At 44.7% G+C, this 5,815-nt stretch carries 8 protein-coding genes; 6 read left to right on the forward strand and 2 right to left on the reverse strand.

What is annotated here, in order from left to right:
- Positions 1-371, reverse strand: a 371-nt coding sequence (locus F6K20_RS21640) for a nucleotidyltransferase family protein (RefSeq protein ID WP_287295983.1), incomplete at its 3' end; no start/stop codon positions are given.
- Positions 372-1,123: 752 nt separating this feature from the next.
- Here F6K20_RS21640 and F6K20_RS21645 point away from each other — a divergent pair.
- The 4 genes from F6K20_RS21645 (at position 1,124) to F6K20_RS21660 (ending at position 4,037) form a co-directional block, all read left to right on the forward strand.
- Positions 1,124-1,861: a 15,16-dihydrobiliverdin:ferredoxin oxidoreductase gene (locus F6K20_RS21645; protein WP_008184558.1), complete on the forward strand. Its 738-nt coding sequence runs from the start codon at positions 1,124-1,126 to the stop codon at positions 1,859-1,861.
- Positions 1,858-2,604, forward strand: a complete 747-nt coding sequence (locus F6K20_RS21650; RefSeq protein ID WP_287295985.1) for a phycoerythrobilin:ferredoxin oxidoreductase — start codon at positions 1,858-1,860, stop codon at positions 2,602-2,604. The genes F6K20_RS21645 and F6K20_RS21650 overlap by 4 nt, the downstream gene beginning before the upstream one ends.
- Positions 2,605-2,750: 146 nt before the next feature.
- Positions 2,751-2,945, forward strand: a complete 195-nt coding sequence (locus F6K20_RS21655) for a hypothetical protein (RefSeq protein WP_137985770.1) — start codon at positions 2,751-2,753, stop codon at positions 2,943-2,945.
- A gap of 363 nt (positions 2,946-3,308) precedes the next feature.
- Positions 3,309-4,037: a phycobilisome rod-core linker polypeptide gene (locus tag F6K20_RS21660; RefSeq protein ID WP_071106820.1), complete on the forward strand. Its 729-nt coding sequence runs from the start codon at positions 3,309-3,311 to the stop codon at positions 4,035-4,037.
- Between the two features lie 31 nt (positions 4,038-4,068).
- On the opposite strand, the gene F6K20_RS21665 is transcribed toward F6K20_RS21660, so the two are convergent.
- Complete coding sequence (locus tag F6K20_RS21665) at positions 4,069-4,224, reverse strand: hypothetical protein (protein WP_158026768.1); 156 nt, start codon at positions 4,222-4,224, stop codon at positions 4,069-4,071.
- A gap of 356 nt (positions 4,225-4,580) precedes the next feature.
- Between F6K20_RS21665 and cpcB the strand changes: the two genes are divergently transcribed.
- A complete protein-coding gene (gene cpcB / locus F6K20_RS21670) occupies positions 4,581-5,099 on the forward strand; it encodes a C-phycocyanin subunit beta (RefSeq protein ID WP_071106819.1) in 519 nt (172 codons plus the stop codon).
- A gap of 89 nt (positions 5,100-5,188) precedes the next feature.
- Positions 5,189-5,677, forward strand: coding sequence for a C-phycocyanin subunit alpha (gene cpcA, locus F6K20_RS21675; RefSeq protein ID WP_071106818.1), 489 nt, complete (start codon positions 5,189-5,191; stop codon positions 5,675-5,677).
- Positions 5,678-5,815: the final 138 nt, after the last annotated feature.

A 5,815-nucleotide genomic window follows, 5' to 3' on the forward strand; every position in this document is an offset into this window, starting at 1 on the left:
TCAGAAATTCCGTGTTTCTCCAGAAGAGTCAGGAGCTTGAGTAGTTTCTGAATCAGAAATGTGTTGTGTACTACTAAGTGCTGGAAATAATCTCGGAGTTGTTTGAGGATGTTCTGGGGAACCAGGTCTGGGCAGGTATTTTTGAGACTATTGTACAGCAGCGGTAAGACTTTCTGACGGCGAGCTGTTTTGAGCAGATAAGTCCAGTCGATGTCTTGCTCAAGCAGTAAACGTTTGATAGACTCAGCAGTCGTTTCGTCGATACTGGTTCGGACACAATAAAGGAGTAACTGGAGTTCTGGTTTAGTTTGAAGTTCTCGGTTAGTTATCGATACTGATGCTATAGTAGTTAATGGGGTTAAAGTCATCATTAAAGGTTAATCTAAAAACTCGCGCTGTAAAAACCGCCATCATGGATGAGGCGGATAGAATGGCACTTAAGACTTTAATTTTCCCTTTAAAATCGGAAAATTAGCGAATTACGGCTCAAAGGGAATTAATTAAAATAATCTATTCAGTAATCTATTCAGTAATTTATTACTATTTACTTACTACTTACAGAAAAAACTGGGATTTTCAGTACATTTGACTGGTGAGTTTGCAAAGTTTTGATGAAGTACCTTGCCATATAACACAATGAAGGATTAGTTTTTAAGTAATCCCTATTGACTGGCAGCGCTTTCCTTGCTAATGCTTTGACAGGGTGGCAAGGAAAGCTTCCCCTTAGGTAGATATGGGTATGGGCATTTGGGGATGGGTATTTGCGTGGCTTAGTCGTAAGCATTGAGCTATCAGCAGTCAGCCGTCAGTTCATCAAACCGTCGATAGTAAACCAGCATCGGGGGTGCTGGTAGGACTGGTAGAAAATCCCGGCTGGTTTTACAGATCCGACCCCATGCAGTTAAAGCTCCTGCTAGCATCATCTGTAGCGTATTAGCTAATAGCAGCATCTGTAGCGTGGGCGTAGCGCATTAGCTGATAGCTGACGGCTGAATGCTTACCCTTAGTCAGGCTTCTAAAGCAAAATGTTAACGATTATTTCTTTGTCTGGGAGAAATGAGACAGGAAGTATGGCGATCCTCTATGCTCAGTAAGGGTTTTACTATGTATACGAGCAATATAAATGTATCAGCCTTTCCTGGACTATCTGGAAAAAGAGCTATTCAAGCGGTTTGATTTAAGCAGTCAACCAATTCCCCCAGGCTTAGAACGCCAGGTAAGCGATCGCGCTAAACATCGGTCAATTATTCAAAGCTGGTGTTACCAATGCCCAGAATTGCGGAAGATTCGCTATACCTACATGGATGTTGGACCAGTCTCCCAAGTGTTTAACAGTGTGATGTATCCCAGTCACTGTTACGATCTCCCTTTGCTAGGGATTGACTTCTTAGCCTTTGGCAAAAAGAAGATCCTGGTGGTTCTAGACTTTCAGCCATTGTTCAGGGATGAAGCATATCAGGAAAAATACATTGAACCAATGCGAGCCATTCGCGATCGCTATCAGGACTTGGCACAAAACTTAGAAATGAAGTTTTATGATGCTAACCAGTACTTCTCTAAGTATCTACTGTTTGCCAAAATCGATTCCCTAGAGACAGTGCAAACAGAAGTCTTTGAGGCTTACAAAGACTACTTGGCCTTATATTGGCAAATGGTGGAGCAAGCTGAGCCTCTAACTGAGCCAGAAGATATTCAGCGCATTGTTAAGGCACAGAAAGACTACGACCAGTATAGTGCCGACAGAGACCCAGCCCATGGTTTGTTCAGCAGCTACTTTGGTTCCGAGTGGGCAGAGCGATTCTTATATGAGTTCTTATTTGAAGATGCCATGCCTTTAGCCGTTAGTCCAAGCCAAAAATGACTCTCTATCAGCCGTTTCTAGACTACGCGATCGCATATCTAAAAGAGCGTCTTGATCTACAGCCTTATCCCATTCCCCCTGGGTTTGAAAGCAAATTAGCAACAGTGGGGAAAGGGAAAAAGCAGCAAGATGTCCTGACCACCAGTTATGGCTTTGCTGCACCCAAAATCAGACAAATTCGAGCGGCTCATGTCCAGGGGGGAACAGCATTACAGGTACTCAATTTTGTGATCTTTCCCCAGCTCAACTATGACCTGCCCTTCTTCGGGGCTGACTTAGTGACCTTACCTGGTGGACATCTGATTGCCTTGGATATGCAGCCCCTGTTCCGGGATGATCCAGCTTATCAAGCTCGTTACACGGAACCTATCCTACCGATTTTCAAGGCCCATCAACAGCATTTGCCTTGGGGAGGAGAATTCCCTGAGGAAGCAACACCGTTCTTTTCTCCAGCTTTCCTGTGGACACGCCCTAAGGAAACTGAAGTAGTGGAAAATCGGGTGTTTGCTGCGTTCAAGGACTATCTGACAGCTTACTTGGATTTTGTGGATCAGGCAGAACTAATTACTGATTCTGAGCATCTGGAAGCCATCAAGGAAGCTCAACTGCGTTATCTGGGTTATCGTGCTGAAAAAGACCCAGCTCGTGGTATGTTTCAGAGATTTTATGGCAGTGAATGGACCGAGGAATACATCCATGGTTTCTTGTTTGACCTAGAGCGGAAGCTCGCACAGGCAAGTTAAGCACTACTGGAATTATTAGGATGTTATAACTTCACCTCAGTTCGATGTAAGAAATTGCTTAGTTTTTTCAGGAGTCAGGAGTCAGTATCTTCGAGTCATAAATCAGGACAAGACTACAGAATTGATGGGAATAATACAGAATTTTATTGTTGATAAAACCTAAGCCATCAGCTATCAGCTTAAGCGCTACGCGCACGCTACGCGAACAGCTATCAGGTAAAGGCTTGTGGCTCACAGCTGACGGCTTGTGGCTCACAGCTTATGATAAAACTCTGATTAATTACCAATTAACTGGTCAAGAATTTATCTTGATTCCATCTATCATGACTCGAAGCTCCTGACTCGTAACTCCTAAATTGTAGAGCCTTTAATCAAACGTGCAAGATCTTAGCCTCGCTATTACCCGATATCGCGCCAAAGCGCAATAGTAGCCAGAAACACATTTTTATTATAAATCTCAAATCATTGTCTTGATGCAGCCGCTCCCCACTGGCGCTTTGCATCAAGACAATCTTGTTTAAATGGGCGACAGCTTACTTAATACTTAATACTTAATACTTCATGCTTAATACTTAATACTTCATAGGTCGCTAAAATAAAAAATTATTTATTTTAATTAAGAAACGTAAAAAACGTTAGGATTGTATGAAGCTTATCCCCTAATCTGTGATTGTGACTGAGGTTTACGATCATAGAGGTGATTAATGACCATTCCTTTGCTAGAGTATCCTCCCTCAACCCAAAATCAGCGTGTCGCTGGATATGAAGTGCCCGGAGATGAGCATCCTAAACTATACACTACACCTAATCTACTCTCTCCATCGGAAATGGATAACTTGATTAGGGCAGCCTATAGTCAAATTTTGAATGAACAACAGATTCTCAAAAGCAACCGCCAAACCTTTTTAGAATCACAGCTGAGATTTGGTCAAATCACCGTGCGCGACTTCATTCGTGGTCTAGCAACATCTGAACCTTTTTGGCAGCGCAATTATCAGACCAACAACAACTACCGTTTTGTCCAGATGTGTGTACAACGCATCTTGGGGCGTGATGTCTACAGCGAGCGGGAAAAGTTAGCCTGGTCAATAATGCTGGCTACCAAAGGGTTAAAAAACTTTATTGATGCTTTGCTCAATAGCGACGAGTACCTGGAAAACTTTGGTGATCACACCGTGCCTTATCAGCGGCGGCGGATCATACCCCAGCGTACTCAAGGCGATCTACCCTTTGCCCGGATGCCTCGTTATGGGGAAGACTACCGCACCCAACTGCAACAGCTGGGTTACTTCAAACACCAACCAATCAAAACTTATTATCCTCCTGCCCCAGTGCGCTTGTTAGGAGCAGTAATCACTACCGCAGGCGCTGTAGTATTACTTGGGGCAACAATTGCGACCGCCTTAGCGGCCTGGGGTATTATCAGCCTGTAGCTGTGAGTGTAGGTTTGATAAGAAATGTTACTTACCTGCCAACCGCTAGACCAATTAGCTGGAGTAAACAGCTGAGCTGTGTCTTGAGCAGGAGGTAAGCAACCAAGAGGCTTCCAGCACCAACGTGGAGCCAATCCACAGGGTAGCCATAGCAAGCCAGTTGTGATCTTCCGTTGCGATCAGGCATAAAAAATCTTAAACTCTTAACAAGATGTAACGAATAAAGGCTCGACATCATTGTATAAAAGTTACCTGAAGGGTAAATAGTGACAGGCGAAAGCCAACCAACCGGTTGACACACAGCATTCCTAGGTCTCTCACCTTTTGGTGAAGTTTTGTAATTTTTCTTAACGATCCGTTTTGTTACCAAACTCATGGGACAAAGACTAGGACAAAGACCAAGACACAGAGATAGGAGTATTGGCTGTGGCTGGAGCATGTTCTATCCCGTTTCAGACTTCTTGATTTAGTTTGATTCAGTCTGAGTCTGTTTAACTGAAGCCCGTTTTGAAACACAACCAACTAACGTAGGAGATTCCGTCAATGTTTGATGCGTTTACTAAGCTTGTTTCTCAGGCTGATGCCCAGGGTCAATACATTAGTGCTGACCAACTAAATGCTCTTAGCGCTATGGTGAAGGACAGCAACAAGCGGATGGATGCAGTCAACCGCATTACCAGCAACTCTTCCACCATTGTGGCTAACGCGGCTCGCTCCCTGTTTGCTGAGCAACCCCAGTTAATCAATCCTGGTGGTAATGCCTACACCAGCCGTCGGATGGCTGCTTGCTTGCGTGATATGGAAATCATCCTGCGCTATGTGACTTACGCCATTTTTGCTGGTGATGCTAGTGTGCTGGAAGACCGCTGCCTCAATGGTCTGCGGGAAACCTACCTAGCTCTGGGAACTCCTGGTGCTTCGGTAGCAGTGGGTGTAGCAAAGATGAAGGACGCTGCGATTGCGATCGCTAACGACACCAATGGCATCACCCCTGGTGATTGCAGCTCTCTGATGGCTGAAATTGGCAGCTACTTCGACAAAGCAGCTGGTGCGGTTGCCTAAAACGCTAAAGGCATATCACTTGCTGTCTAACTATCACAACTTCAAACGTTTTTGAAAACTTGACAAAATATTAGGGAGATACCTAGACCATGAAAACCCCGCTTACAGAAGCCGTCGCTGTTGCTGACGCTCAAGGTCGTTTTTTAAGTAATACAGAAATCCAGAGTGCCTTCGGTCGATTCAAGGGGGCTACAGATTGCTTAGAAGCGGCAAAAGCCTTAACTGCTAAAGCTTCTACCTTGACTGAAGGTGCAGCCCAAGCGGTGTATAACAAATTCCCTTACACCACTAGCATGCCTGGACCAACCTATGCATCTGACGCTACAGGCAAGGCAAAGTGCTCCCGTGATATCGGTTACTATCTGCGTATGGTTACTTACTGCCTAGTTGCTGGTGGTACCGGACCGATGGATGAGTACTTGATTGCTGGTTTAGATGAAATCAACCGTACCTTCGAGCTGTCTCCGAGCTGGTACATCGAAGCCCTCAAGTACATCAAAGCTAACCATGGTTTAACTGGTCAGCCTGCTACTGAGGCAAATAGCTACATTGACTACGCTATTAACGCCCTGAGCTAATTGCTCTTTTGGCCTGGAAAGGTCAGCAGGTGTTAGCAAGAACTAGCATCTGCTGACCTTTCCGGGCATTGTTTTATCTATGTAGTTTGTCTATAGCAAAGGGAGCAGGGAGCAGGGAGTAGGGAGTAGGGAATATGG

Origin of the sequence: Moorena sp. SIO2C4, assembly GCF_010672485.1 — a bacterium.
GTDB lineage: Bacteria > Cyanobacteriota > Cyanobacteriia > Cyanobacteriales > Coleofasciculaceae > Moorena > Moorena producens.